This window comes from Pseudomonas sp. (assembly GCF_049645325.1).
Classification (GTDB): domain Bacteria; phylum Pseudomonadota; class Gammaproteobacteria; order Pseudomonadales; family Pseudomonadaceae; genus Aquipseudomonas.
Genome location: NZ_JBARTQ010000698.1, coordinates 1 through 22,871 on the forward strand (window position 1 = coordinate 1; position 22,871 = coordinate 22,871).

At 60.1% G+C, this 22,871-nt stretch carries 22 protein-coding genes and 3 tRNA genes; 18 read left to right on the forward strand and 7 right to left on the reverse strand.

All coding sequences use genetic code 11. The features are described 5' to 3' along the window. Positions 1–89: 89 nt before the first annotated feature. From WBB95_RS29660 to WBB95_RS29670, 3 genes are all read right to left on the reverse strand, one after another. A complete protein-coding gene (locus tag WBB95_RS29660; RefSeq protein WP_424490825.1) occupies positions 90–989 on the reverse strand; it encodes an acyltransferase in 900 nt (299 codons plus the stop codon). Beyond that, positions 990–3,089: a phosphate acetyltransferase gene (gene pta / locus WBB95_RS29665; protein ID WP_424490826.1), complete on the reverse strand. Its 2,100-nt coding sequence runs from the start codon at positions 3,087–3,089 to the stop codon at positions 990–992. A 79-nt stretch (positions 3,090–3,168) separates the two neighbouring features. After that, positions 3,169–3,459: a DUF3565 domain-containing protein gene (locus WBB95_RS29670; protein WP_424490843.1), complete on the reverse strand. Its 291-nt coding sequence runs from the start codon at positions 3,457–3,459 to the stop codon at positions 3,169–3,171. On the opposite strand from WBB95_RS29670, the gene WBB95_RS29675 reads away from it, so the two are divergent. Then, a complete protein-coding gene (locus WBB95_RS29675; RefSeq protein WP_012722137.1) occupies positions 3,458–3,943 on the forward strand; it encodes an FKBP-type peptidyl-prolyl cis-trans isomerase in 486 nt (161 codons plus the stop codon). The genes WBB95_RS29670 and WBB95_RS29675 overlap by 2 nt on opposite strands. A gap of 271 nt (positions 3,944–4,214) precedes the next feature. Here WBB95_RS29675 and rpsT read toward each other — a convergent pair whose 3' ends face one another. Continuing rightward, positions 4,215–4,493 (reverse strand): 30S ribosomal protein S20, encoded by a 279-nt coding sequence (rpsT, locus tag WBB95_RS29680; RefSeq protein ID WP_016976313.1) that lies wholly within the window; start codon positions 4,491–4,493, stop codon positions 4,215–4,217. A 253-nt stretch (positions 4,494–4,746) separates the two neighbouring features. On the opposite strand from rpsT, the gene murJ reads away from it, so the two are divergent. From murJ to ispH, 6 genes are all read left to right on the forward strand, one after another. Next, complete coding sequence (murJ, locus tag WBB95_RS29685; RefSeq protein ID WP_424490827.1) at positions 4,747–6,285, forward strand: murein biosynthesis integral membrane protein MurJ; 1,539 nt, start codon at positions 4,747–4,749, stop codon at positions 6,283–6,285. Positions 6,286–6,404: 119 nt separating this feature from the next. Further along, positions 6,405–7,343, forward strand: coding sequence for a bifunctional riboflavin kinase/FAD synthetase (gene ribF, locus WBB95_RS29690; protein WP_424490828.1), 939 nt, complete (start codon positions 6,405–6,407; stop codon positions 7,341–7,343). A 14-nt stretch (positions 7,344–7,357) separates the two neighbouring features. Next, positions 7,358–10,189, forward strand: a complete 2,832-nt coding sequence (gene ileS / locus WBB95_RS29695) for an isoleucine--tRNA ligase (RefSeq protein ID WP_424490829.1) — start codon at positions 7,358–7,360, stop codon at positions 10,187–10,189. Then, positions 10,182–10,694: a signal peptidase II gene (gene lspA / locus WBB95_RS29700; RefSeq protein WP_424490830.1), complete on the forward strand. Its 513-nt coding sequence runs from the start codon at positions 10,182–10,184 to the stop codon at positions 10,692–10,694. Before ileS ends, lspA begins: the two co-directional genes overlap by 8 nt. Before the next feature lie 7 nt (positions 10,695–10,701). Continuing rightward, a complete protein-coding gene (fkpB, locus tag WBB95_RS29705) occupies positions 10,702–11,139 on the forward strand; it encodes an FKBP-type peptidyl-prolyl cis-trans isomerase (protein WP_174555607.1) in 438 nt (145 codons plus the stop codon). A gap of 120 nt (positions 11,140–11,259) precedes the next feature. After that, a complete protein-coding gene (gene ispH / locus WBB95_RS29710; protein ID WP_424490831.1) occupies positions 11,260–12,207 on the forward strand; it encodes a 4-hydroxy-3-methylbut-2-enyl diphosphate reductase in 948 nt (315 codons plus the stop codon). A 15-nt stretch (positions 12,208–12,222) separates the two neighbouring features. On the opposite strand, the gene WBB95_RS29715 is transcribed toward ispH, so the two are convergent. Then, on the reverse strand, positions 12,223–12,741 hold the full coding sequence (locus WBB95_RS29715; RefSeq protein ID WP_424490832.1) for a GspH/FimT family pseudopilin: 519 nt from the start codon (positions 12,739–12,741) through the stop codon (positions 12,223–12,225). A gap of 205 nt (positions 12,742–12,946) precedes the next feature. Between WBB95_RS29715 and pilV the strand changes: the two genes are divergently transcribed. The 5 genes from pilV (at position 12,947) to thiO (ending at position 16,247) form a co-directional block, all read left to right on the forward strand. Continuing rightward, a complete protein-coding gene (pilV, locus tag WBB95_RS29720) occupies positions 12,947–13,432 on the forward strand; it encodes a type IV pilus modification protein PilV (protein WP_424490833.1) in 486 nt (161 codons plus the stop codon). Next, positions 13,429–14,136, forward strand: coding sequence for a prepilin-type N-terminal cleavage/methylation domain-containing protein (locus WBB95_RS29725; protein ID WP_424490834.1), 708 nt, complete (start codon positions 13,429–13,431; stop codon positions 14,134–14,136). Before pilV ends, WBB95_RS29725 begins: the two co-directional genes overlap by 4 nt. 7 nt (positions 14,137–14,143) lie before the next feature. Beyond that, entirely contained in the window at positions 14,144–14,662 is a 519-nt protein-coding gene (locus WBB95_RS29730; RefSeq protein WP_424490835.1) for a pilus assembly PilX family protein, read from the forward strand. Between the two features lie 11 nt (positions 14,663–14,673). Beyond that, positions 14,674–15,075 carry a type IV pilin protein gene (locus WBB95_RS29735; RefSeq protein WP_424490836.1) on the forward strand — a complete coding sequence of 134 codons (402 nt, stop codon included), beginning with the start codon at positions 14,674–14,676 and terminating at the stop codon, positions 15,073–15,075. A 62-nt stretch (positions 15,076–15,137) separates the two neighbouring features. After that, positions 15,138–16,247, forward strand: a complete 1,110-nt coding sequence (gene thiO, locus WBB95_RS29740; RefSeq protein WP_424490837.1) for a glycine oxidase ThiO — start codon at positions 15,138–15,140, stop codon at positions 16,245–16,247. Here the strand turns inward: thiO and WBB95_RS29745 are convergent. Both WBB95_RS29745 and WBB95_RS29750 read right to left on the reverse strand, forming a co-directional pair. After that, positions 16,234–16,467 (reverse strand): PP0621 family protein, encoded by a 234-nt coding sequence (locus WBB95_RS29745; RefSeq protein ID WP_424490838.1) that lies wholly within the window; start codon positions 16,465–16,467, stop codon positions 16,234–16,236. The two genes, thiO and WBB95_RS29745, sit on opposite strands and share 14 nt — an antisense overlap. A 125-nt stretch (positions 16,468–16,592) precedes the next feature. Further along, complete coding sequence (locus WBB95_RS29750) at positions 16,593–17,618, reverse strand: outer membrane protein assembly factor BamD (protein ID WP_424490839.1); 1,026 nt, start codon at positions 17,616–17,618, stop codon at positions 16,593–16,595. A 149-nt stretch (positions 17,619–17,767) separates the two neighbouring features. On the opposite strand from WBB95_RS29750, the gene rluD reads away from it, so the two are divergent. From rluD to WBB95_RS29780, 6 genes are all read left to right on the forward strand, one after another. Continuing rightward, entirely contained in the window at positions 17,768–18,730 is a 963-nt protein-coding gene (gene rluD, locus WBB95_RS29755; protein WP_424490840.1) for a 23S rRNA pseudouridine(1911/1915/1917) synthase RluD, read from the forward strand. Next, the gene (gene pgeF / locus WBB95_RS29760) at positions 18,727–19,452 is read left to right on the forward strand and encodes a peptidoglycan editing factor PgeF (protein ID WP_424490841.1); all 726 of its coding nucleotides are present in this window, start codon (positions 18,727–18,729) and stop codon (positions 19,450–19,452) included. The genes rluD and pgeF overlap by 4 nt, the downstream gene beginning before the upstream one ends. 146 nt (positions 19,453–19,598) lie before the next feature. Then, entirely contained in the window at positions 19,599–22,163 is a 2,565-nt protein-coding gene (clpB, locus tag WBB95_RS29765) for an ATP-dependent chaperone ClpB (RefSeq protein WP_424490842.1), read from the forward strand. A gap of 299 nt (positions 22,164–22,462) precedes the next feature. Further along, a tRNA-Asn gene (locus WBB95_RS29770) sits at positions 22,463–22,538 on the forward strand. A gap of 10 nt (positions 22,539–22,548) precedes the next feature. Beyond that, positions 22,549–22,625 (forward strand) — tRNA-Pro (locus WBB95_RS29775). A gap of 5 nt (positions 22,626–22,630) precedes the next feature. After that, positions 22,631–22,706, forward strand: a tRNA-Lys gene (locus WBB95_RS29780). The last annotated feature ends 165 nt before the right edge of the window (positions 22,707–22,871 follow it).

Here is a 22,871-nt window from a genome sequence, read left to right on the forward strand (position 1 = left end):
ATGGCGGACTGTCAGTTTATTTTCCCTTGGCTGACCCACCGCTATCGCAGGCAAGCCAGCTCCCACATTAAATTGCATCCACACGTTGATCAGCGGCGGGCTGGGAAATCTTTGTGAAGCTGTTCCAGCAACTCATCCTTGTCTTCCCACAACCGGTTTATCCACCCCTGGAACGCCAACCGATATTCGCCATCCTGCTCATAATTCTTGCCGATAAACCCGGCCGGAATCTGCACTTCTTCAAAGTGCACCACCACGTCCTTCACATTCCCGCACAGCAAATCCCAATAGCCTGGGCGCCCGGCAGGGTAGTGAATAGTCACGTTCACCAGTGACTTCAATTGCTCGCCCATGGCGTCCAGCACAAACGCAATCCCGCCGGCTTTAGGCTTGAGCAAGTGGCGAAATGGCGATTTCTGCTGTGCGTGTTTGTCGGGCGTAAACCGTGTGCCCTCGGCAAAGTTGAAAATGCCTACTGGGTTGTCGCGAAACTTCGCACAGGTCTTGCGGGTGGTTTCCAGGTCCTTGCCTTTCTTCTCCGGGTGTTTCTCCAGGTAGGCCTTGGTGTAGCGCTTCATGAACGGAAAGCCCAGCGCCCACCATGCCAAACCAATTACCGGCACCCAGATCAGTTCCTGCTTGAGGAAGAACTTCAGCGGGCGAATCCGTCGGTTGAGCACGTATTGCAGCACCATGATGTCGACCCAGCTCTGGTGGTTGCTGGTCACCAGGTACGAGTGCTCATAGTCGAGCCCTTCAAGGCCGGTCAGGTGCCAGCGCGTGCGTCGCACCAGGTTCATCCAGCCCTTGTTGTTGGTGACCCAGGCCTCGTGGGTGTGGTTCATCAGCCATTCGCTGAAACGCTTGGCAAACGGCAGCGCCTTGAACAGGGCGACGATAAACAGGAATGAGCACAGCAGGATCGTGTTCAGCGCCAGCAACAATGAAGCGATCACCCCGCGCACGGCGGCAGGTAGAAAATCCAGCATTTAGATATCCATAGGTCGGTTGGCGGCTTGGATCGCAGTCAGTGCGATGGTGTACACGATGTCGTCGACCTGGGCGCCGCGCGGCAAGTCATTCACCGGTTTGCGCAGGCCTTGCAGCATGGGGCCCAGGCTCACGCAATCGGCGCTGCGTTGCACGGCTTTGTGGGTGGTGTTGCCGGTGTTCAGGTCCGGGAATATAAACACCGTGGCCTTGCCGGCCACCAGGCTGTTGGGGGCCAACTGCCTGGCGACGGTTTCGTTGGCGGCGGCGTCGTACTGCAACGGCCCGTCGATCAGCAGTGAGCTTTGCTGCTCATGGGCGAGCAGGGTGGCTTCGCGGACTTTTTCGACTTCTTCGCCACTGGCGGAATCGCCGCTGGAATAGCTGATCATCGCCACGCGCGGGGTAATGCCAAATGCAGCCGCGGAGTCGGCGCTTTGCAGGGCGATTTCCGCCAGTTCCACAGCGCTCGGGTGCGGGTTCATCACGCAATCGCCGTACACCAGCACCTGCTCGGGGAACAGCATGAAGAATACCGACGACACCAAGGTGCAACCCGGCGCGGTCTTGATCAACTGCAGGGCAGGGCGGATGGTGTTGGCGGTGGAGTGGATGACGCCGGAGACCAGGCCGTCGACTTCGTCCAGCGCGAGCATCATGGTGGCGATCACCACCGTGTCTTCCAATTGCTGCTCGGCCATCGGCGCGTTCAGGCTCTTGCTCTTGCGCAGGGCGACCATCGGTTCGACGTAGCGCTGGCGAATCAGGTCCGGGTCGAGAATTTCCAGGCCTTCGGGCAATTCAATGCCGTGGGCGCGGGCGACCGCTTCCACATCCGCAGGCTTGGCCAGCAACACGCAGCGCGCAATGCCTCGGGCCTGGCAGATCGCGGCGGCTTGCACGGTCAGCGGCTCGCTGCCTTCAGGCAAGACGATGCGCTTGTTGGCGGCCTGGGCGCGCTGGATCAATTGATAGCGGAACACTGCCGGCGACAGGCGCATCTCCCGTGGCGTACCGCAGCGTTGGTGCAGCCAGCGCGCATCAAGGTGGCTGGCGACGAAATCGGTGATGATCTCCGCGCGCTCGCGGTCATCAATCGGGATTTCCTTGTTGAGGCTATTGAGCTGGTTTGCCGTGTCGTAGGAGCCGGTGCTCACTGACAAGACCGGCAGCCCGGCCTGGAACGCGCCGCGGCACAAATCCATGATGCGCGGGTCGGGCAAGGTGTCGCTGGTCAGCAGCAGGCCGGCCAGCGGCACGCCGTTGATCGCGGCCAGGCTGACGGCGAGGATGATGTCGTCGCGATCGCCCGGGGTCACCACCAGCACGCCAGGCTTGAGCAGCTCCACGGTGTTGCGCATGGTGCGCGCGCAGATGATGATTTTGGTCATGCGCCGGGTTTCATAATCGCCGGCGTTGAGGATCTGCGCGCCCATCAGGTCGGCCACGTCGCGCGTGCGCGGGGCGTTGAGTTCGGGCTGATAGGGGATGCAGCCGAGCAGGCGGAAATCACCGCTGCGCAACAGTGGCGAATGCTCTTTCAAGCGCGCCGAGAAAGCCTCCATGCTTTCGTCGGTGCGCACTTTGTTGAGGATCACGCCGAGCACTTTCGGGTCTTTCGGACCGCCGAACAACTGAGCTTGCAATTCCACGCGGCCAGAGAGCTCGGTGAGCACTTCGTTTTCCGGCGCCGAGACCAAAATCACTTCCGCGTCGAGGCTCTTGGCCAGGTGCAGGTTGACCCGCGCTGCATAGCTGGCGCTGCGGGTCGGCACCATACCTTCGACGATCAGCACGTCTTTGCCCACGGCGGCTTGCTGATACAGGGTGATGATTTCTTCGAGCAGCTCGTCAAGCTGGCCGTCGCCGAGCATGCGTTCCACGTGGGCCAGGCCCAGCGGTTGCGGCGGTTTCAGGCCGTGGGTACGCGCCACCAATTCGGTGGAGCGCTCGGGGCCGGTGTCGCCAGGGTGGGGCTGGGCAATCGGTTTGAAGAAGCCGACTTTCAGCCCGGCCCGTTCAAGCGTACGCACCAGCCCAAGGCTGATAGAGGTCAGACCCACACCAAAATCGGTGGGCGCGATAAAAAAAGTCTGCATGCGAATTCTCTGGAGGTGCATGGCTTGGGTGGCGCTCTATGGTTGAGTGCCTACCGCGAATCAGGTGCCAAGGTTATCGTTATTCGCACGCTTGCGCACACCAGCCGCACGCAAAGGGTTGGCCTATTTTTTCAAGGCGTTGCGCCGGGTCGAGCACCCACGCGCGAGACTGCCAGGGCGGCTGGTGGCGCAGGTGCTGGGTGTGGCCGCAGGACAGCTCGGCAATCCAGTGCCGATCGTCGTCCTGATGGAAACCGATGATGAAGGATGCCGTTGATCGGCCCCGTCTGTCCGGGTTCTGTTCGCTTTCGGGCAAATCCTTGTTTAGACTTGTCCGTTCTTCATTCTTATGCAAAAGGTCTCGCCCCATGACGATCGCCGCTAACAAGGCTGTCTCCATCGACTATACCCTGACCAACGACGCTGGTGAGGTCATCGACAGCTCCGCCGGCGGCGCGCCGCTGGTCTACCTGCAAGGCGCAGGTAACATCATCCCAGGCCTGGAGAAGGCTCTGGAAGGCAAGCAGGTTGGTGATGAACTGACCGTAGCCGTAGAACCTGAAGATGCCTACGGCGAATACTCTGCCGAACTGGTCAGCACCCTGAGCCGCAGCATGTTCGAAGGCGTCGACGAGCTGGAAGTGGGCATGCAGTTCCACGCTTCGGCGCCGGACGGCCAAATGCAGATCGTCACTATCCGTGATCTGGACGGCGACGACGTCACCGTCGACGGCAACCACCCTCTGGCGGGCCAGCGCCTGAACTTCCAAGTGAAGATCGTGGCCATCCGCGACGCTTCCCAGGAAGAAGTGGCTCACGGCCACGTCCACGGTGAAGGCGGTCATCACCATTGATTGTGGTTTGATCAATAGGTAGCAAAAACGCCCCGACTGGTTCGGGGCGTTTTTTTTTGCCTGGAATACACCGCGTTTTAAAATGTGGGAGCAGGGCTTGCCCGCGATGCAGGCGCCTCGGTGTGTCAGTCGCACCGCAGCGATGCTATCGCAGGCGAGCCAGCTCCCACCTTTGAGCTGTATGACACACAAACAAAAATGCCCCGGACCTTTCGGTACGGGGCATTTTTTAACTGTTACGCAACCTGGGTCGCTTGGCAGTTGTTACCACTTAGGCTGCAGCAGCGACGCTCAGAGCCTTGATGTGGCCATTCAGACGGCTCTTATGACGAGCAGCCTTGTTCTTGTGGATGATGCCTTTATCGGCCATACGGTCGATAACTGGCACAGCCAGAACGTAAGCAGCTTGTGCTTTTTCAGCGTCTTTGGTGTCGATGGCTTTAACTACATTCTTGATGTAGGTGCGAACCATGGAACGCAGGCTGGCGTTGTGGCTGCGACGCTTCTCAGCCTGTTTTGCACGTTTTTTGGCGGAAGGTGTGTTGGCCACCGTCGAGCTCCTCGAAAGACTTTTTAGGAAATAGCAAACAAAATAGGCCGCGAATCATGCCGATGACTTGATGTGTTGTCAAGAGCGGCTGATGCGAACTGCTGAGTGGTCGATCTGAAGAGGCGGGTGATTTATTTCCGGCGCTTGACCTGTAAACTCGCGAGCTTTGGCTCTGTGCTGTTGCAGGCGCGCAGTATCGCATAAGTGGGCGCTTTGTTCGCCTGCTCTTTATCTAAAGGCGCAAACTCTTTCAATGAATCTGCTCAAATCGTTGGCCGCCGTCAGCTCTATCACGATGATTTCCCGGGTTTTGGGGTTCGTGCGAGATACCCTGCTGGCGCGCATTTTTGGCGCCAGCATGGCTACGGACGCGTTCTTTATTGCCTTTAAGCTGCCGAACCTGTTGCGGCGGATCTTTGCCGAGGGTGCATTTTCTCAAGCGTTTGTGCCAATTCTGGCCGAGTACAAAAGCCAGCAAGGCGAAGAAGCAACCCGCACCTTTATTGCCTATGTCTCCGGTCTGCTGACCCTGGTGCTGATGCTGGTGACCATCGCCGGCATGCTCGCGGCGCCCTGGGTGATCTGGGCCACGGCCCCCGGTTTTGCCAACACTCCGGAAAAGTTCGCGCTGACCACTGACCTGCTGCGCGTGACCTTTCCTTATATATTGCTGATCTCGTTGTCGTCCCTGGCCGGGGCGATCCTCAATACCTGGAACCGTTTCTCGGTGCCGGCCTTCGTGCCGACCCTGCTGAACGTCAGCATGATTATTTTCGCGCTGTTCCTCACGCCGTACTTTGATCCACCGGTCATGGCTCTGGGCTGGGCCGTGCTCGCCGGTGGCCTGGCGCAATTGCTCTACCAACTGCCGCACCTGAAAAAGATCGGCATGCTCGTGTTGCCGCGCCTGAACCTTGCGGACACGGGCGTGTGGCGCGTGATGCGCAACATGTTGCCAGCGATCCTCGGCGTGTCCGTCAGCCAGATTTCCCTGATCATCAACACGGCGTTCGCCTCGCTGCTGGTGTCCGGTTCGGTGTCGTGGATGTACTACGCCGACCGCCTGATGGAACTGCCGTCCGGCGTGCTCGGCGTGGCGCTGGGCACGATTTTGCTGCCGACGTTGTCGCGCACCTATGCCGGCAAAGACCGCCAGGAATACTCGCGCATCCTCGATTGGGGCCTGCGCCTATGCTTTGTGCTGGTGCTGCCATGTTCCCTGGCCTTGGGCATCCTGGCCAAGCCACTGACCGTGTCGCTGTTCCAGTACGGCCAATTCAGCGCATTCGACGCGTCAATGACCCAGCGTGCGCTGATCGCCTATTCCGTCGGGCTGCTGGGCATTATCGTGATCAAAGTGCTGGCGCCAGGCTTCTACGCCCAGCAAAACATCCGTACGCCGGTTAAAATCGCGATCTTCACGCTGATCGTCACGCAACTGCTCAACCTGGTGTTCATCGGCCCGCTGGCTCACGCCGGCCTGGCCTTGGCGATCAGCGTCGGGGCATGCATCAACGCAGGCCTGCTGTTTTATCAACTGCGCAAGCAGCAAATGTTCCAGCCACAACCGGGCTGGGGGATGTTTACCCTCAAGCTGCTGGTGGCGGTCGCGGCCATGTCGGCTGTGCTGCTGGGCCTGATGCACTTTATGCCGGCCTGGGATGAGGGCCATATGCTGGAGCGCTTCATGCGCCTCGGCATTTTGGTCGTCGCCGGCGTGGTGGTGTACTTCGGGATGTTGCTGCTGCAAGGCTTCCGGCTGCGCGATTTCAATCGCAAGTCGCTGGGCTAGCGGCTTTGCCGTGATAAAACGGTTGTTTTATCGATTCGATCCATTTGGCCTGCGCTGTTGCCTGTCGTCCGGGGCCGGGTGTGGTTATAATCGACCACTTTATGAGCAAGAAGCGCGTTATGCAGCTGGTTCGAGGTCTCCACAACCTGCGCCCCGAGCATCGGGGCTGCGTCGCCACTATTGGCAACTTTGACGGTGTTCACCGCGGCCACCAGGCTATCCTGGCCCGCCTGCGTGAACGTGCGGTTGAGTTGGGCGTGCCCAGCTGCGTGGTGATTTTTGAACCACAGCCGCGGGAATACTTCACCCCCGAGACGGCCCCGGCACGCTTGGCTCGCTTGCGCGACAAGCTGCAGTTGCTGGCTGAAGAAGGCGTGGATCGCGTCCTCTGCCTGGCTTTCAACCAGCGTTTGCAAAGCCTCAGCGCCGCCGAGTTCGTCGACCGTATTTTGGTGGATGGCTTGGGCGTGCAGCACTTGGAGGTCGGTGACGACTTCCGTTTTGGGTGCGACCGTGTCGGCGATTTTGATTTCCTGCAGCACGCCGGCGTGAACCAGGGTTTTACCGTCGAAGCCGCGCAAACCGTCGAACTGGACGGCCTGCGCGTGAGCAGTACCCAGGTGCGTAATGCCCTGGCGGCAGCCGACTTCGCCTTGGCCGAGCGTTTGCTCGGCCGCCCGTTCCGCATTGCCGGACGGGTCCTGCACGGCCAGAAGCTGGCGCGCCAATTGGGCACGCCGACCGCCAACGTGCAACTCAAACGCCGTCGAGTGCCGCTGACCGGGGTCTACCTGGTCAGCGTCGACATTGACGGCCAAGCGTGGCCGGGAGTCGCCAACATAGGCGTCAGGCCCACGGTTGCAGGTGATGGCAAGGCCCACCTGGAAGTTCACCTTTTGGATTTTGCCGGTGATTTGTATGACCGGCGTTTGACGGTGGTTTTCCACCAGAAGCTGCGTGAAGAGCAGCGTTTCGCCTCCCTTGAGGCGTTGAAAACGGCGATCAATGCGGATGTCGCCGCCGCCCGTGCACTAGCCGCACCTAGCGCCCATCGCTAACCGAAGAGCCTTAAATGACCGACTATAAAGCCACGTTAAACCTTCCGGACACCGCCTTCCCAATGAAGGCCGGCCTGCCACAGCGCGAACCGCAGATCCTGCAGCGCTGGGACAGTATTGGCCTGTACGGAAAGTTGCGCGAGATTGGCAAGGATCGTCCGAAATTCGTCCTGCACGACGGCCCTCCTTATGCCAACGGCACGATTCACATCGGTCATGCGTTGAACAAAATTCTCAAGGACATGATCCTGCGCTCGAAAACCCTGTCGGGTTTCGACGCGCCTTATGTCCCGGGTTGGGACTGCCACGGCCTGCCGATCGAACACAAAGTCGAAGTGACCTACGGCAAGAACCTGGGCGCGGACAAAACCCGCGAACTCTGCCGTGCCTACGCTACCGAGCAGATCGAAGGGCAGAAGTCCGAATTCATCCGCCTGGGCGTGCTGGGCGAGTGGGACAACCCGTACAAAACAATGAACTTTACGAACGAGGCCGGTGAAATCCGTGCCTTGGCCGAAATCGTCAAGGGCGGTTTCGTGTTCAAGGGCCTCAAGCCCGTGAACTGGTGCTTCGACTGTGGTTCGGCCCTGGCCGAAGCGGAAGTCGAATACGAAGACAAGAAGTCCTCGACCATCGACGTGGCCTTCCCGATCGCCGACGAGGCCAAGCTGGCCCAGGCGTTTGGCCTGGCAAGCCTGAGCAAACCGGCCGCCATCGTGATCTGGACCACCACCCCGTGGACCATCCCGGCCAACCAGGCGCTGAACGTGCACCCGGAATTCACCTATGCCCTGGTGGACGTCGGTGACCGCCTGCTCGTGCTCGCTGAAGAAATGGTCGAAGCCTGCCTGGCGCGCTACGAGCTGCAAGGTTCGGTGATCGCCACCACGACCGGTACCGCGCTGGAACTGATCAACTTCCGCCACCCGTTCTATGACCGTCTGTCGCCGGTGTACTTGGCTGACTACGTTGAGCTGGGTTCGGGTACCGGCGTGGTTCACTGCTCGCCTGCCTACGGCGTGGACGACTTTGTCATCTGCAAGAAGTACGGCATGGTTAACGATGACATCATCAACCCGGTGCAGAGCAACGGCGTTTATGTGCCGTCGCTGGAGTTTTTTGGCGGCCAGTTCATCTTCAAGGCTGACCCGGCGATCATCGACAAGCTGCGTGAAGTCGGCGCACTGATGCAAACCGACACCATCAAGCACAGCTACATGCACTGCTGGCGTCACAAGTCCCCGTTGATCTACCGCGCCACCGCGCAGTGGTTTATCGGCATGGACAAAGAGCCGACCAGCGGCGAGACCCTGCGTAACCGCGCGATCAAAGCCATCGAAGAGACCAAGTTCGTCCCGGCCTGGGGCCAGGCGCGCCTGCACTCGATGATCGCCAACCGCCCGGACTGGTGCATCTCGCGCCAGCGTAACTGGGGCGTGCCGATCCCGTTTTTCCTGAACAAGGAAAGCGGCGAGCTGCACCCGCGCACCGTCGAACTGATGGAAGTCGTGGCCCAGCGCGTTGAACAGGAAGGTATCGAAGCCTGGTTCAAGCTGGACGCCGCCGAGCTGCTGGGCGACGAAGCGCCGCTGTACGACAAGATCAGCGACACCCTCGACGTGTGGTTCGACTCCGGCACCACGCATTGGCATGTGCTGCGCGGTTCGCACCCGATGGGTCACGAGACCGGCCCGCGGGCCGACCTGTACCTGGAAGGCTCGGACCAACACCGTGGCTGGTTCCACTCGTCGCTGCTGACCGGTTGCGCCATCGACAACCACGCGCCATACCGCGAACTGCTGACCCACGGCTTCACCGTCGACGAGACGGGCCGCAAGATGTCCAAGTCGCTGAAAAACGTGATCGAGCCGAAAAAGATCAACGACACCTTGGGCGCCGACATCATGCGCCTGTGGGTGGCCTCGACCGATTACTCGGGCGAAATCGCCGTGTCGGACCAGATCCTGGCCCGCAGCGCCGATGCCTACCGCCGCATCCGTAATACCGCACGCTTCCTGCTGTCGAACTTGACCGGTTTCAACCCGGCCACCGACATTCTGCCGGCCGAGGACATGCTCGCCCTGGACCGCTGGGCCGTGGACCGTACCCTGTTGCTGCAGCGCGAGTTGCAGGAACATTACGGCGAATATCGCTTCTGGAACGTCTACTCGAAGATCCACAACTTCTGCGTGCAGGAGCTGGGTGGTTTCTACCTCGACATCATCAAGGACCGCCAGTACACCACCGGCGCCAACAGCAAGGCGCGCCGCTCGGCGCAGACCGCGCTGTACCACATCAGCGAAGCGCTGGTGCGCTGGATCGCACCGATCCTGGCCTTCACCGCCGATGAACTGTGGGAATACCTGCCGGGCGAGCGTAACGAATCCGTGATGCTCAACACCTGGTACGAAGGCCTGACCGAATTGCCGGCCGACTTCGAACTGGGCCGCGAGTACTGGGAAGGCGTGATGGCCGTGAAGGTTGCGGTGAACAAGGAGCTGGAGGTTCAGCGTGCGGCCAAGGCCGTTGGTGGCAACCTGCAAGCCGAAGTCACCCTGTTTGCCGAGGAAGGCCTGACCGCTGACCTTGCCAAACTGAGCAACGAATTGCGCTTCGTGCTGATCACCTCTACCGCCAGCCTGGCACCGTTTGCCCAGGCGCCAGCGGACGCCGTGGCCACCGAAGTGCCGGGCCTGAAGCTCAAAGTGGTCAAGTCGGCCTTCCCTAAGTGCGCCCGTTGCTGGCACTGCCGTGAAGACGTTGGCGTGAACCCTGAGCATCCGGAAATCTGCGGTCGTTGCGTCGACAACATCAGCGGTGCTGGCGAGGTTCGCCACTATGCCTAACGCTTCCGGCCGTTTCGGACGTCTGGGCTGGCTCGTATTGAGCGTGCTGGTGCTGGTCATTGACCAGCTCAGCAAGGCTCATTTCGAAGGCGCCTTACAGATGTACCAGCAGATTGTGGTCATTCCTGACTACTTCAGCTGGACCCTGGCCTACAACACCGGCGCCGCGTTCAGCTTCCTTGCCGACAGCTCCGGCTGGCAGCGCTGGCTGTTTGCGCTGATCGCCGTGGTGGTCAGCGCTGTGCTGGTGGTCTGGCTCAAGCGCCTGGGCCGCGATGACACCTGGCTCGCCATCGCCCTGGCCCTGGTGCTGGGCGGCGCGCTGGGCAACCTGTACGACCGCATTGCCCTGGGCCATGTGATCGACTTTATCCTGGTGCATTGGCAGAACCGCTGGTACTTCCCCGCGTTCAACTTTGCCGACAGCGCCATCACCGTCGGTGCAATCATGCTGGCGTTGGACATGTTCAAAAGCAAGAAAACCGGAGAGACCGTCAATGACTGATCAGGTATTGGCTGAGCAACGCATCGGCCAGAACACGGAAGTCACTTTGCATTTTGCACTGCGCCTGGAGAATGGCGACACGGTCGACAGCACATTCGACAAAGCCCCGGCGACTTTCAAGGTCGGTGACGGCAACCTGCTGCCGGGTTTTGAAGCTGCGCTGTTCGGCTTCAAGGCTGGCGACAAGCGGACCCTGCAGATCCTGCCGGAAAACGCCTTCGGCCAGCCCAACCCGCAAAACGTGCAGATCATCCCGCGTTCGCAGTTCCAGGACATGGACCTGTCGGAAGGCCTGCTGGTGATCTTCAATGATGCGGCGAATACCGAATTGCCAGGTGTGGTGAAAACTTTCGATGACGCGCAAGTGACCATCGATTTCAACCACCCGTTGGCCGGTAAAACCTTGACCTTTGACGTTGAAATCTTCGATGTTAAAGCGATCTAACTGACGAAACCGGTTCCTGTGGGAGCTGGCTCGCCTGCGATGCAGCCGACTCGGTGTATCAGTTACACCAAACGATGCCATCGCAGGCAAACCAGCTCCCACAAAGACACGAGGCACAGCATGCAAATCAAACTCGCCAACCCCCGTGGCTTCTGCGCCGGCGTGGACCGGGCGATCGAAATCGTCAACCGCGCCCTGGAAGTCTTCGGGCCGCCGATTTACGTGCGCCATGAAGTCGTCCACAACAAATTCGTGGTCGAAGACCTGCGCTCACGTGGGGCCATCTTTGTTGAAGAGCTGGACCAGGTGCCGGACGACGTCATCGTCATCTTCAGCGCCCACGGCGTTTCCCAGGCTGTGCGCACCGAAGCTGCTGGTCGTGGCCTGAAAGTATTCGATGCGACCTGCCCACTGGTCACCAAGGTGCATATCGAAGTGGCGCGCTACAGCCGCGACGGCCGTGAATGCATCCTGATCGGCCACGCCGGCCACCCGGAAGTCGAAGGCACCATGGGCCAATACGACGGCAGCAATGGTGGCGCCATCTACCTGGTGGAAGACGAGAAAGACGTCGCCAAGCTGCTGGTGCAAAACCCCGAGCGCCTGGCCTTTGTCACGCAGACCACGCTGTCGATGGACGACACCAGCCGTGTGATCGATGCCCTGCGCACACGGTTCCCGGCCATTGGCGGCCCGCGCAAGGACGACATCTGCTACGCCACGCAAAACCGCCAGGACGCGGTCAAGCAACTGGCGGACGAGTGCGACGTGGTATTGGTGGTTGGCAGCCCTAACAGCTCCAACTCCAACCGCCTGCGCGAATTGGCCGAACGCATGGCGACACCGGCTTACCTGATCGACGGTGCCGAAGACATGCAGCGCAGCTGGTTCGACGGCGTCGAGCGCATCGGCATTACCGCCGGTGCCTCGGCCCCGGAAGTGCTGGTGCGCGGTGTGATCCAGCAACTGCAGGCCTGGGGCGCTACCGGCGCCGATGAGTTGGCCGGCCGTGAAGAGAACATCACGTTCTCGATGCCAAAGGAGCTGCGGGTTCGCTCGTTGCTCTGACGCCTCAACGCCACGTCAGCCACGGCATAAGGCCTGTTCGGTGTTCTCACTGCGCAGGCTGATGCGTCCGCTGGGGGCCAGCACCACTTGATACACGCTCTGTGCCTGCTCCGTGTCGCATACGTGCACGGTGCCGGCGCGGAAGCCTCCTGCCGCAAAAACCGGTTCACCCAATCCGCTGAAACGCACTTGGGTCTTGACCGGGCCATTGCCCGCCATCGCCACACGCCCACTGTCTTGGCGTTCCAGCAGTACCGGGTTGGTGTCGTCCAGAGGGCCCCGGCCACTGGCGTCCACGATCACCCGCCACCCTCGGCTCCAGTCATCTTCCAAGGCATGAATAATCACGGCGCGATTGCGAGTGATCGCTTCGGCACGTGCGAAGCGCAGGCCGTCTGCCAGCGAGTTTGCTGCGCTGGTTCGTTGCTGTGATTTCAGCAGCCCCGTGAAACCTGGAACTGCCAATTGCGCCAGTATTCCGCTCAACAGCAGGCTGAACAGCAACTCGATCAGGGTGAAACCTCGTTGTGGCATGTGCCGTCCCTCCTTGGGCGGTTTTTGTAGTGCAGCGGACAGGCTTAGGTATAGCCCGCGGTTTGCGGCGTCGAGTGATGGCCTTTATGTCCAAAGTATTTCCCTTTGTTCCGGGAGCAGCGCCAGCCAAAAACCGACGCTAGTCTTGAGCCGCACAGCAGGTTTTTGCTGTTTTTTCTGGCCCTCGACACGGACGACGACGGTAATGTTTGTACCTCCGAACACAGTTGCTTTTTGCGCCCTGCATCGCCAGCAGTCCGGTATGACGCTGATCGAAGTGCTGGTGTCGGTGCTGATTCTCGCGGTCGGCCTGCTCGGTGCTGCGGTGATCCAGCTCAATGCCCTCAAGTACACCGACAGTTCGAGGATGATCAGCCAGGCCAGTTTTATTGCTTACGACATGCTCGACCGAGTGCGCGCCAATTCGGGCGTCGATTACTCGTGGCGTCAAAACGAGCGCGCGCCGCCCAGTGTCGCTGGCGCCAGCGTAAGAGACCTCGACCTGCATGATTTTGAAGCCAATATTGTCGGGTTTGCCGGGGAGGGCGCCAAAGGCTCGGTGGTGGTCAACGGCAGCGAGGTGACCGTCAGCATCAGTTGGGATGACGCCAGGGGATCGAATATGCCCGGGGCGCGGGAAACGTTCGTCCTCACCAGCCGTATTGCACACGATGCCGGGGCGGCGCAATGAGTCGTGCTGTCAGAGGGTTCAGCCTTGTGGAGTTGTTGCTCGCGCTGGCCGTTGGGTTGGTGCTGGTGCTCGGAATCAGCCAGGTGGCCATCAGTTCTCGAGCCACCCATGCCGCCCAGCAGGCAGCAATGTTGCTACAGGATGATGCTCGGTTCGTGCTGGGCAAACTGTCTCAGGAAATTCGTCAGGCAGGCATGTTTGGCTGTGTGGCAGTGGCCTCTATCGAGAACGCACCGGCCGCCTTTGATCGGCCTGTCGGCTGGAGTGCCACGGGGAGTTCAAGGTCGCTGACGCTGGTCAGCGCCGATGTCGGCGGTGACGGTGGTACGCCTGATTGGACGGTGCTGTCCGATTGCCGAAGCACTGCCCATGCCTATGCGGGCAACTCGCCACTCCCGGTGCCCGGTGAGGTTCGGTTTGCGATACGTCAGCTCACCTACACCTTCGAGGCAGGACAGCTGAAGATCGGCACGCCTTCGGCACCGGCCAAAGTGGTGTTGGTGGATAACGTACAGGCGTTCGACATCAGTTTTGGCATGGCGACCCACGCGGGCTCGACGGGTGTGACGCGCTATGACGCCAGCCCTGCCGACGAATCGCTGATACGCAGCGTGCGCATCCAACTGACCCTGCGCGACCCGACAGCACGAGTGAAGGATCAGGCCTACAGCGTCGTGGCCGCGCTGCGTAATCGGCTGGGGTAGGGCGATCATGACGCGTTGTAACGGTATTGATTGGCGGCAAAAGGGCATGGTTCTGCTGATCAGCCTGGTGTTTCTGTTGGCGTTATCCCTGATCGGCTTGGCATCGATGCAGGGCGCCGTGTCCCAGCAAAAGATCGCCGGCAGCGTCTGGCACCGCAATCAATCCTTTCAAAGTGCCGAAAGCGGCTTGAGGCTGGGGGAGTCGGTTGTCCGAAAAATGGGAAGTGCGCTGCCGCTGTGTCAGTCGATCAAGACCTGCGCGCCGCCGCAGGAGGCTTATTCAGTGGCGGGGGGCGGCGTGAATCCTGTTTCAGCCATCACGTGGGTTGCCGTAAAGGGTGGCCTGTATGGCGTCCAGTCGCTGGGGCGAGCTGATTGGCCAGCTGAAAAGCCGGCGGCGTTATTCCGAGTGACATCGGTCGGGATCACTGGTCAGTCACGCACGGTGCTGGAAACGGTTTATGCCCAGATGGGAGAGGCGGGCGGAGTGAGGTTTCGACGGGTTTTATGGCGACAACTTCAATGAGGAGCTTACCCATGGGCAAGGATTGCCAAGGCTTTACCCAGATCGAGCTACTGATCGCTGTAGTGATCATCGCGTTGCTGGCCGGGATTGCGTATCCCGGCTACACGCAGCACGTGAAAAAGGCTTACCGCGCCGAAATCGTTGCACTGTTGACGGAGCAAGCCCACTACCTGGAGCGCTTCTATACGCGAAACGGCAGTTTTATTGATGCAAACGGCGTCAGTGAGGGCAATGATCGCTATAGAATCAGCGCTGCACTGAACCCTCAGACATTCAGCCTGCTGGCCACACCGGTTGTCGGCTCTGTCATGGCGGACGACGCCTGCGGTGAATTCAGCTTGACCAGCCCTGGTGTGCGCAGCAACCCGGGCGCGGCACCTGAGATGTCGCGCCAAGCGTGCTGGGGGCAATGATGAACGTGCTGCATGAGTGGGCGCCGGGCGCGCTTTTTCGTTTTTATTGGCTGGAACAAATGATGACTAAGCAACAGCAGGTGGTGATCGTCGGTGGCGGGGTAATCGGGTTGTTGACGGCGTTCAATCTGGCCACGCAAGGGCGGGCGGTCGTCCTGCTGGAGCGTTCCGGGCTTGGGCAGGAAGCTTCTTGGGCGGGCGGCGGTATTGTTTCGCCGCTGTATCCATGGCGCTACAGCCCGGCGGTCACTGCACTGGCCCACTGGTCCCAGGACTTTTACCCGCAATTGGCGCAGCGATTGTTTGCGGCCACCGGTGTCGATCCGCAGGTTCATACCACAGGCCTGTACTGGCTGGACCTGGAGGATGAAGCCGACGCCCTGGCTTGGGCGGCCCGTGAAGGACGGCCTTTGAGCAAGGTGGATGTATCCGCTGCCCATGATGCGGTGCCGGTGCTGGGAGGTGGCTATTCCCAGGCGATCTACATGGCGGACGTGGCCAATGTGCGTAACCCGCGCCTGGTCAAATCCCTCAAGGCTGCGCTGTTGGCGCTTCCTGGGGTCACTGTTCATGAGCAATGCGAAGTGCGCGGGTTTGTGCTCGACGGCGGTGACGTAGTCGGCGTGGATACCGCCACGGGGCCGGTCTTTGGTGATCAGGTCGTACTGGCGGCAGGCGCCTGGAGCGGGGAATTGCTGGGTAAGCTGGGCCTGTCGCTACCCGTCGAACCGGTCAAGGGCCAAATGATTTTGTACAAATGCGCGCCGGACTTTCTATCGAGCATGGTCCTGGCCAAAGGGCGCTATGCGATTCCACGGCGTGACGGGCATATTCTGATTGGCAGTACGCTGGAGCATGAAGGGTTCGACAAGACACCGACTGGATCAGCGTTGGAAAGCCTCAAGGCGTCGGCGGTGGAGTTGATCCCCGCGTTGGCCGGCGCCGAGGTGGTAGGCCATTGGGCTGGTTTGCGCCCCGGTTCGCCGGAAGGCATACCTTATATCGGCGAAGTTCCCGGCTTCAAAGGGCTGTGGCTCAACTGCGGGCATTACCGCAACGGCCTGGTGCTTGCCCCTGCGTCGTGCCAGTTGTTCGCCGACTTGGTGTTGGGGAATGCGCCGATTATCGACCCGGCGCCGTATGCGCCTGCAGGTCGGCTCAACGCTGGATAGACTTTGGCCCCTGTTCCAGGTGCGCCTGGGTGCAGTACCACGCTTGGCGTGAGCTCAGTGCGCGGTCCTGCGGCAGGTGCACGCCGCAGTGGGCGCAGCGCACCATCAAGGCGGCGTCGGGCTCGCTGCTGCGCTGTTGTTTCGCCGCCGGGCTTTTGAACTTGCGCCAGAACCATACCGCGGCAGCAATGACGGCAATCCAGAACAGTAGACGAACCATGATGGGCAGTTTCTCGACAGGGAATGGGCCAGTTTAGCCAAGGACGTGACAGGCGCACAGCGCAATATGCAGGCCCATAAAAAAGGGAGCCCCGAGGGCTCCCTTTTTTGTAGTGTGTCGACCAATCAGTCGAAGATGCCGAAGGTCATGTAGCTGAACCACGAGCGGTCTTCGTTGTTGCCGAGGGCCTGCGGTGCTTCTTCTTCGATCACGTCGCCATTAGCATCATGCGGCTTGAGCTCCGAAGGAATGGCTTCCTTGGCGTCCTGGAACTGCTTGATCACGTCCTGGTTGGCACGGGTTTCACCCGGCGGCAGCGGTGGACGGGTTTCGATCAGGCCCAGGGTGTACTTGCTCAGCCACGAACGGTTGTCCGAATCGGCTACCTGAGGCACGAACTGGCCGTCTTTCAGGCTTGGGTGATCCGGGTAGTTGAGCTTCAGGGTTTCCAGGCTGGTGGCCGCCAGGGCGTCCAGGTGCAGGCGCTGGTAAGCCTCGGTCATCACCGCCAGGCCGTCACCCACGGAAGGGGTTTCCTGGAAGTTTTCCACCACGTAGCGGCCACGGTTCGCGGCAGCGACATAGGCCTGACGGGTCAGGTAGTAGTCGGCTACGTGAATCTCGTAGGAGGCCAGCAGGTTGCGCAGGTAGATCATGCGCTGCTTGGCGTCCGGCGCGTAGCGGCTGTTCGGGTAGCGGCTGGTCAGTTGGGCGAACTCGTTGTAGGAGTCGCGGGCAGCACCCGGGTCACGTTTGGTCATGTCCAGCGGCAGGAAGCGCGCCAGCAGACCAACGTCCTGGTCGAACGAGGTCAGGCCCTTCATGTAGTAGGCGTAGTCGACGTTCGGGTGCTGGGGGTGCAGGCGGATAAAACGCTCGGCGGCAGACTTGGCGGCTTCCGGCTCGGCGTTCTTGTAGTTGGCGTAGATCAACTCAAGTTGGGCCTGGTCGGCGTAGCGCCCGAACGGATAGCGCGACTCCAGTGCCTTCAGCTTCGCTGTGGCGCTGGTGTAGCTATTATTGTCCAGGTCTTTCTGAGCCAGTTGGTACAACTCGACTTCGCTCAGGTTTTCGTCGACGACTTCCTTTGTTGACGAGCAAGCAGCAGTCATGGCGAGGATGGCGATCAGCAGCAGGTGTTTCACTTGCATGGCGGCTTGCGTCCCTATGACGGCCGCTGTCTTGGGCGGGGCCGTCCTGTTATGATGAGCGCCCCGTTGAAAGCCTCGGGGCAAAAGACGCCGTATTTAACCACAAGCGCGCAGCCGAAACCAAAGGCTGTGCCACGCCTAGTCTGAGCATGTCCGATAAAATTGAACTTCGCGCAGAGGTGCCGTCCGAATTGGGCGGCCAACGCCTCGATCAAGTCGCCGCACAATTATTCGCTGAGCACTCGCGCTCGCGCCTTTCCGCCTGGATCAAAGACGGCCGCCTGACTGTGGATGGAGCGGTTATCCGCCCGCGAGACATAGTCCATGGCGGTGCGATTCTTGAGCTGACTGCCGAGCAGGAAGCCCAGGGAGAATGGGTCGCCCAGGACATCGAGCTGGATATCGTCTATGAAGACGACGACATCCTGGTCATCAACAAACCCGCAGGCCTGGTGGTTCACCCGGCGGCCGGGCACGCTGATGGCACCTTGCTCAATGCCCTGTTGCACCACGTGCCGGACATCGTCAATGTCCCGCGCTGCGGCATCGTGCACCGCCTGGACAAGGACACCACCGGTCTGATGGTGGTGGCCAAGACTATCCAGGCCCAGACGCAGTTGGTCACACAACTGCAGAGCCGCAGCGTCAGTCGCATCTACGAATGCATCGTGATCGGTGTGGTCGTCGCGGGTGGCAAGATCAACGCCCCGATCGGCCGCCACGGCCAGCAGCGCCAGCGTATGGCGGTGATGGAAGGTGGTAAGCAGGCCGTCAGCCACTACCGCGTGCTGGAGCGTTTCCGTTCCCACACTCACGTGCGGGTCAAGCTGGAAACCGGTCGTACGCACCAGATTCGCGTGCATATGGCACACATCAACTTCCCGTTGGTCGGAGATCCGGCCTACGGCGGTCGCTTCCGTATTCCGCCGGCGGCCAGTGTGACCATGGTTGAATCGCTGAAATCCTTCCCGCGCCAGGCACTGCATGCACGTTTCCTGGAACTGGATCATCCGACGAGCGGTAAGCGGATGAGCTGGGAATCGCCTCTGCCAGACGATTTGGTCTGGTTGCTGTCGCTGCTCAAGCAGGATCGTGAGGCGTTTATCGGATGAGTGACTGGCTGATTCCTGACTGGCCCGCGCCGTCGGGAGTCAAAGCCTGCGTCACCACCCGTGTCGGTGGCGTCAGTCTGGCGCCATTCGACAGCCTCAACCTGGGCGATCATGTCGAGGACAGCCTTGAAGCCGTTCTCGAAAATCGCCGACGTCTCACCGACGCATTCGCTATTCAGCCGGCCTGGTTACGCCAAGTTCACGGGATAACCGTGGTCGAGGCTGACCCCACGTGCACCGTTGAAGCGGATGCCAGTTGGACCAGCACTCCAGGCATCGCCTGCACCGCAATGACCGCTGATTGCTTGCCTGCATTGTTCTGCAATCGCGCCGGCACTCGCGTGGCGGCGGCCCATGCCGGATGGCGTGGCCTTGCAGCAGGCGTGCTGGAAGCGGCCTTTGAACGTCTGGATGCGAAACCTGACGATGTGCTGGTCTGGCTGGGCCCGGCAATTGGCCCGCAAGCCTTCGAAGTCGGCCCGGAAGTGCGTGAAGTGTTCATGCAGCAACTGCCGGGCACCGCCGAAGCCTTCGCCCCAAGCCGCAACCCCGGCAAATATATGGCCGACATCTATCAACTGGCGCGCCTGCGGCTGGCTGCGCGGGGTGTCACCGCTGTCTACGGTGGCGGTTTTTGCACCGTGACCGACCCTCGCTTTTTTTCCTACCGCCGCAGCCCGCGTACCGGTCGGTTTGCCTCCCTTGTCTGGCTTGAGCGCTAGACTCTTTTGATCTGGGTCAACCCCGAGCCCTATCGACCATTTTTTGCTTGAATCTTCCAGAATCCACCCCATCTATAGGGGTATCTGGCAGGTTTCTTCATTCAGGATGTTTTATAGCTCCGGCCTGCTCAAAAGGAAGGTGACTAATGCGTATTGATCGTTTAACCAGCAAATTGCAGTTGGCACTCTCAGACTCCCAATCCTTGGCGGTCGGCCTCGACCACCCGGCGATTGAGCCTGCACACTTGATGCAGGCGCTCCTGGAACAGCAAGGTGGTTCTATCAAGCCCTTGCTGATGCAGGTGGGCTTTGACGTTAATAGCCTGCGCAAGGAGTTGAGCAAAGAGCTCGACCAACTGCCGAAAATCCAAAACCCTACCGGCGACGTGAACATGTCGCAGGACTTGGCGCGCCTGCTTAACCAGGCCGACCGCCTGGCCCAGCAGAAAGGCGACCAGTTCATCTCCAGCGAACTGGTGCTGCTCGCCGCGATGGACGACAACAGCAAGCTCGGCAAATTGTTGCTGGGCCAGGGCGTGAGCAAGAAAGCCCTGGAAAATGCCATCAACAACCTGCGTGGCGGCGAGGCGGTGAATGACCCTAACCATGAGGAGTCACGCCAGGCCCTCGACAAATACACCGTCGACCTGACCAAGCGTGCCGAAGAGGGCAAGCTTGACCCGGTGATCGGCCGTGACGACGAAATTCGTCGCACCATCCAGGTGCTGCAGCGTCGCACCAAGAACAACCCGGTGCTGATCGGTGAGCCTGGCGTGGGTAAAACCGCGATTGCCGAGGGCCTGGCCCAGCGCATCATTAATGGTGAAGTGCCGGACGGCCTTAAAGGCAAGCGCCTGCTGTCCCTGGATATGGGCTCGCTGATCGCCGGTGCCAAGTTCCGTGGCGAGTTCGAAGAGCGCCTGAAATCCCTGCTCAACGAGCTGTCGAAGCAGGAAGGGCAGATCATTCTGTTTATCGACGAACTGCACACCATGGTCGGCGCCGGTAAAGGCGAAGGCTCGATGGACGCTGGCAATATGCTCAAGCCCGCCTTGGCGCGCGGTGAGTTGCATTGCGTCGGCGCGACCACGCTCAACGAGTACCGCCAGTACATTGAAAAGGACGCAGCCCTTGAGCGGCGTTTCCAGAAAGTGCTGGTGGAAGAGCCGAGCGAAGAAGACACCATCGCGATCCTGCGTGGCTTGAAAGAACGCTATGAGGTCCACCACAAGGTGGCCATCACTGACGGCGCGATCATTGCGGCGGCCAAATTGAGCCATCGCTACATCACCGACCGCCAGTTGCCGGACAAGGCCATCGACCTGATCGACGAGGCAGCCAGCCGCATTCGCATGGAGATCGACTCCAAGCCGGAAGTGCTTGATCGTCTGGATCGGCGCCTGATTCAACTCAAAGTTGAATCCCAGGCCCTGAAAAAAGAAGAGGACGAGGCGGCGAAGAAGCGCCTGGAAAAACTCCAGGAAGAAATCGTGCGCCTGGAGCGCGAGTATTCGGACCTGGAAGAAATCTGGACCTCGGAAAAAGCCGAAGTGCAGGGCTCTGCGCAGATCCAGCAAAAAATCGAGCAGTCGCGCCAGGAGTTGGAGGCTGCGCGTCGTAAAGGCGACCTGAACCGCATGGCCGAGTTGCAGTACGGGGTGATCCCGGACCTGGAACGTAGCCTGCAGATGGTCGACCAGCACGGTAAACCTGAGAACCAGCTGCTGCGCAGCAAGGTCACTGAGGAAGAAATCGCCGAGGTGGTCTCCAAGTGGACCGGCATTCCCGTGTCGAAAATGCTTGAAGGCGAGCGCGACAAGTTGCTGAAAATGGAAAGCCTGTTGCACCAGCGCGTCATCGGCCAGGAAGAGGCAGTGGTGGCGGTGTCCAACGCTGTACGGCGTTCGCGGGCCGGTTTGTCCGACCCCAACCGTCCGAGCGGCTCGTTCATGTTCCTCGGCCCAACCGGCGTGGGTAAGACCGAGCTGTGCAAGGCCCTGGCCGAGTTCCTCTTTGATACTGAAGAGGCCATGGTGCGGATCGACATGTCCGAGTTCATGGAAAAACACTCGGTGGCTCGCCTGATTGGCGCTCCGCCAGGCTATGTGGGCTACGAAGAGGGCGGTTACCTGACCGAAGCCGTGCGGCGTAAGCCTTACTCGGTGATCCTGCTGGATGAGGTCGAGAAGGCTCACCCGGATGTGTTCAACATCTTGCTGCAGGTGCTGGAAGATGGCCGTTTGACGGACAGTCACGGGCGTACCGTGGATTTCCGCAACACGGTGATCGTGATGACCTCCAACCTGGGCTCGGCACAGATCCAGGAGCTGGTAGGCGATCGTGAAGGCCAGCGCGCGGCGGTCATGGATGCGCTGACCTCGCACTTCCGCCCGGAATTTATCAACCGGGTCGATGAAGTGGTGATCTTCGAGCCTCTGGCGCGGGATCAGATTGCGGGCATTACCGAGATCCAGTTGGGCCGCCTGCGCAGCCGCCTGGCGGAGCGTGAGTTATCGCTGGAGTTGAGCCGTGAGGCGTTGGACAAGTTGATCGCGGTCGGTTACGACCCGGTGTATGGCGCACGGCCGTTGAAACGTGCGATCCAGCGCTGGATCGAGAACCCGCTGGCGCAGTTGATCCTGTCGGGCAGCTTTATGCCGGGGACCAGCGTTGCGGCCACGGTGGAGAACGACGAAATCGTCTTCCACTGAGCCCGGTCAGTACCGCTATAAGAGAAGGCCCCGCATTGCGGGGCCTTTTTTTTCGATAGGGCGTTGAACTGTAAGGCAAAGGCTTGTAAAGTGCGCCCCGCAGCAACGTCAGCCCACGGGTTTCTTCTCCCCAAGGAGAAATCAGAAAGAAGCGCAAATCCTTGTCTTAAAAGCAATTTAAAGGGTTGACAGAGGTTTTTAAGATTGTAGAATAGCGCGCCTCAGAGGCACTAACGTAGCGATACGGAAGGCTGAAGAGAGAGCAACATGCAGTAAGTTGTACATTTGAAATATGCAGTTCCGTGATAGCTCAGTCGGTAGAGCAAATGACTGTTAATCATTGGGTCCCAGGTTCGAGTCCTGGTCACGGAGCCAATTTCAAAACCGGGGTATAGCGCAGTCCGGTAGCGCGCCTGCTTTGGGAGCAGGATGTCAGGAGTTCGAATCCCCTTACCCCGACCATATTTGGGTCGTTAGCTCAGTTGGTAGAGCAGTTGGCTTTTAACCAATTGGTCGTAGGTTCGAATCCCACACGACCCACCATTTTTGAGACCAGTTAACGCTGGAATCGAATCTTAAGATCAGAGGCCAAAAGCGCTGATCGAAGAAGGCGACTGAAAGGTCGCCTTTTTTTTACCGGGGTATAGCGCAGTCCGGTAGCGCGCCTGCTTTGGGAGCAGGATGTCAGGAGTTCGAATCCCCTTACCC

Coding starts and splice junctions, on each gene's coding strand:
- WBB95_RS29670 (WP_424490843.1), bottom strand. CDS start 3,459: ATGGGGCGAGACCTTTTGCATAAGAATGAAGAACGGACAAGTCTAAAC.
- clpB (WP_424490842.1), top strand. CDS start 19,599: ATGCGTATTGATCGTTTAACCAGCAAATTGCAGTTGGCACTCTCAGAC.
- WBB95_RS29735 (WP_424490836.1), top strand. CDS start 14,674: ATGGGCAAGGATTGCCAAGGCTTTACCCAGATCGAGCTACTGATCGCT.
- WBB95_RS29715 (WP_424490832.1), bottom strand. CDS start 12,741: ATGCCACAACGAGGTTTCACCCTGATCGAGTTGCTGTTCAGCCTGCTG.
- WBB95_RS29730 (WP_424490835.1), top strand. CDS start 14,144: ATGACGCGTTGTAACGGTATTGATTGGCGGCAAAAGGGCATGGTTCTG.
- rluD (WP_424490840.1), top strand. CDS start 17,768: ATGTCCGATAAAATTGAACTTCGCGCAGAGGTGCCGTCCGAATTGGGC.
- thiO (WP_424490837.1), top strand. CDS start 15,138: ATGACTAAGCAACAGCAGGTGGTGATCGTCGGTGGCGGGGTAATCGGG.
- pilV (WP_424490833.1), top strand. CDS start 12,947: ATGTTTGTACCTCCGAACACAGTTGCTTTTTGCGCCCTGCATCGCCAG.
- ileS (WP_424490829.1), top strand. CDS start 7,358: ATGACCGACTATAAAGCCACGTTAAACCTTCCGGACACCGCCTTCCCA.
- lspA (WP_424490830.1), top strand. CDS start 10,182: ATGCCTAACGCTTCCGGCCGTTTCGGACGTCTGGGCTGGCTCGTATTG.
- WBB95_RS29745 (WP_424490838.1), bottom strand. CDS start 16,467: ATGGTTCGTCTACTGTTCTGGATTGCCGTCATTGCTGCCGCGGTATGG.
- ribF (WP_424490828.1), top strand. CDS start 6,405: ATGCAGCTGGTTCGAGGTCTCCACAACCTGCGCCCCGAGCATCGGGGC.
- ispH (WP_424490831.1), top strand. CDS start 11,260: ATGCAAATCAAACTCGCCAACCCCCGTGGCTTCTGCGCCGGCGTGGAC.
- WBB95_RS29660 (WP_424490825.1), bottom strand. CDS start 989: ATGCTGGATTTTCTACCTGCCGCCGTGCGCGGGGTGATCGCTTCATTG.
- murJ (WP_424490827.1), top strand. CDS start 4,747: ATGAATCTGCTCAAATCGTTGGCCGCCGTCAGCTCTATCACGATGATT.
- WBB95_RS29725 (WP_424490834.1), top strand. CDS start 13,429: ATGAGTCGTGCTGTCAGAGGGTTCAGCCTTGTGGAGTTGTTGCTCGCG.
- WBB95_RS29675 (WP_012722137.1), top strand. CDS start 3,458: ATGACGATCGCCGCTAACAAGGCTGTCTCCATCGACTATACCCTGACC.
- pta (WP_424490826.1), bottom strand. CDS start 3,089: ATGCAGACTTTTTTTATCGCGCCCACCGATTTTGGTGTGGGTCTGACC.
- WBB95_RS29750 (WP_424490839.1), bottom strand. CDS start 17,618: ATGCAAGTGAAACACCTGCTGCTGATCGCCATCCTCGCCATGACTGCT.
- pgeF (WP_424490841.1), top strand. CDS start 18,727: ATGAGTGACTGGCTGATTCCTGACTGGCCCGCGCCGTCGGGAGTCAAA.